Source organism: Rhodococcus sp. 852002-51564_SCH6189132-a, from assembly GCF_001665495.1.
Classification (GTDB): domain Bacteria; phylum Actinomycetota; class Actinomycetes; order Mycobacteriales; family Mycobacteriaceae; genus Rhodococcus; species Rhodococcus pyridinivorans.
In genome coordinates this window covers 1-1,972 of the sequence record NZ_LZMJ01000083.1, presented here as the reverse complement: position 1 = coordinate 1,972, position 1,972 = coordinate 1, and the positions used below count along the sequence as shown (strand labels likewise).

Sequence of the window (1,972 nt, the reverse complement as noted above, 5' to 3'; positions counted from 1 at the left end):
CCTCGGCGTCGACGACGCCGTGCTCGGCGCCGGCACGCTCGTGCTGACCGCAAGCACGGTCGCGTTCGGTCTCACCGCCGCAGCCGGGCGCAACCTCTACGTCCGGACATGTAGCAGTGAGAACCGTTCGCGCGGGGCCGACGTCCATTGAGAACGTCGGTTTACGAGCGGCCGCCGGAGGCGAGCGATTGGGCGTACGGCGAGGCGGGTACGCGCCGCCCATGCAGATGTCGACTACGACGTGCCCGGATCCGCCCGAGCGGTCGAATCGTGGATCCCGCTCCCTCGACCTTCTCGATCGGCGTAGGACAACACCCGAAGGTCGGCATCGATGACGTGGATCTTCAGCGTGCTCGGCGCGGCGCTCATCGCGGTGGCGTTGCGGGACATCTACGCAACATTGTGGCATCCGCACGGGCTGGGCACGCTGAGCCGCTGGGTGTTCCGAATCATCTGGTCGATCGCCGGGAGGATCCGCCGGCACGGCCGGGCGCTGGGCTCCGCCGGCCCGATCGGCATGGTTGCCACGGTGTTGCTGTGGGCCGCGATGATCGTCGGCGGGTGGGCGCTGATCTACCTGCCGCACATGCCGGGCGGATTCTTCTTCGCCTCTGCGCTGCAACCACAGTCGTCGTCCGATCCGGTAGCTTCGCTGTATCTGTCGCTGGTGACCGTGGCCACCCTCGGCTACGGCGACATCACCCCCGCCTATCCGGCGCTGCGGCTGCTGATCCCGGTGCAGGCGCTGATCGGGTTCGTGCTGTTCACCGCAGCGATCTCGTGGATCCTGCAGATCTACCCGGCGCTGATCCGCCGCCGCGCCGCCGCCCGCGCGGTGAGCCTACTGGCGTCGACGGATTCGGCCGAGGTTGCCCGCCACGGGGAGGCGAGCATCGCGTGCGCTCTGCTCGATGGCGTCACCGAGGCGTTGACCACCGTGGAGTTCGATCTGCGGCAGTACAGTGAAACGTATTTTTTCCGCGACGCCGAACCCGACCGGTCCCTGGCTGTAATGCTTGCGCACGTGCCGGAGATGGTCGAGGCGGGGGAAGCGTCGGCGGCGATGGAGGTGCGCCGCGCCGCAGTGTGTCTCGAGCGGCAACTCGGGTCGCTCACCAGCTATCTCGATGCCCGCTATCTGCACACCGGAGGATCGGTGGAGCAGGTCTGCGCTGCCTACGCCACCGACCACCGGCACCGAACCACACCGCGATGACCCGGCGCCGGCGATGCTGCGTGAGCAGGTCAGTCGAGGGCTGCGAGCAGATCGCGGCAGGCCTGCTCGCAGCGCCGGCACGCCTCGGCGCAGATCCGGCAGTGCTCGTGATGGGAACTGTGCCGGGCGCATTCGTCACCACACACCCGACAGGCAGTGGCGCAGGCCTCGAGCATCGCCTTGGTGACCGTCGCATTGTTACCGGTCTGACGCGAGAGGATTCGGGCGGTTGCCCCGCACAGATCGGCGCAGTCGAGGTCGGTGCGGATACACGTGGTCAGGTCGGCGACGGTGTCCTCGGCCAGGCACGCGTCCGCGCACGCGGTGCACGTCTGCGCGCAGTCGGTACACGCCTCGATGCATGCGGCCAACACCGCGGTGTCGATGTCGCCCACATCCTTCGGGTAGCTCTCGAGCATGCTCGCTGCAGTGCCCATGACAGTGCTCCTTTCCTCGGGTGACGGCTTCTCACGGAACAGCAAGTTCCGCTTCTTCTGTCGCGTACCCGAACAAGCACACTCTCAACATGTCGTACAGATTTTTCGGTGCCCGACAGTACCGCCGCCGCGGTGGACCAGCCCGGGAGAATCGGGGTCAGGTCGAGCCGTTCATCGGACACCGCTATGAGCAGCGGGTAACAATGGGCTGTGCGGGGGTGGGGGGGGGGGGGGGGGGGGGGGCGCGGGGCGCCCCCCCCCCCCCCCCCCCCCCCGGGGGCCCCGGGAGAAGGCGGCGGGCGCGCCCAGCGCGGCAGCA

The 1,972-nt window shown here is 68.6% G+C and carries 2 protein-coding genes; one reads left to right on the top strand and one right to left on the bottom strand.

What is annotated here, in order from left to right; all coding sequences use genetic code 11:
• Nucleotides 1–331: 331 nt before the first annotated feature.
• A complete protein-coding gene (locus tag A5767_RS20315; protein ID WP_064853018.1) occupies nucleotides 332–1,216 on the top strand; it encodes a potassium channel family protein in 885 nt (294 codons plus the stop codon).
• 29 nt (nucleotides 1,217–1,245) lie between these two features.
• Here the strand turns inward: A5767_RS20315 and A5767_RS20310 are convergent, their stop codons facing one another.
• Complete coding sequence (locus tag A5767_RS20310; protein WP_064853017.1) at nucleotides 1,246–1,653, bottom strand: four-helix bundle copper-binding protein; 408 nt, start codon at nucleotides 1,651–1,653, stop codon at nucleotides 1,246–1,248.
• Nucleotides 1,654–1,972 lie beyond the last annotated feature (319 nt).

Coding starts and splice junctions, on each gene's coding strand:
- A5767_RS20315 (WP_064853018.1), top strand. CDS start 332: ATGACGTGGATCTTCAGCGTGCTCGGCGCGGCGCTCATCGCGGTGGCG.
- A5767_RS20310 (WP_064853017.1), bottom strand. CDS start 1,653: ATGGGCACTGCAGCGAGCATGCTCGAGAGCTACCCGAAGGATGTGGGC.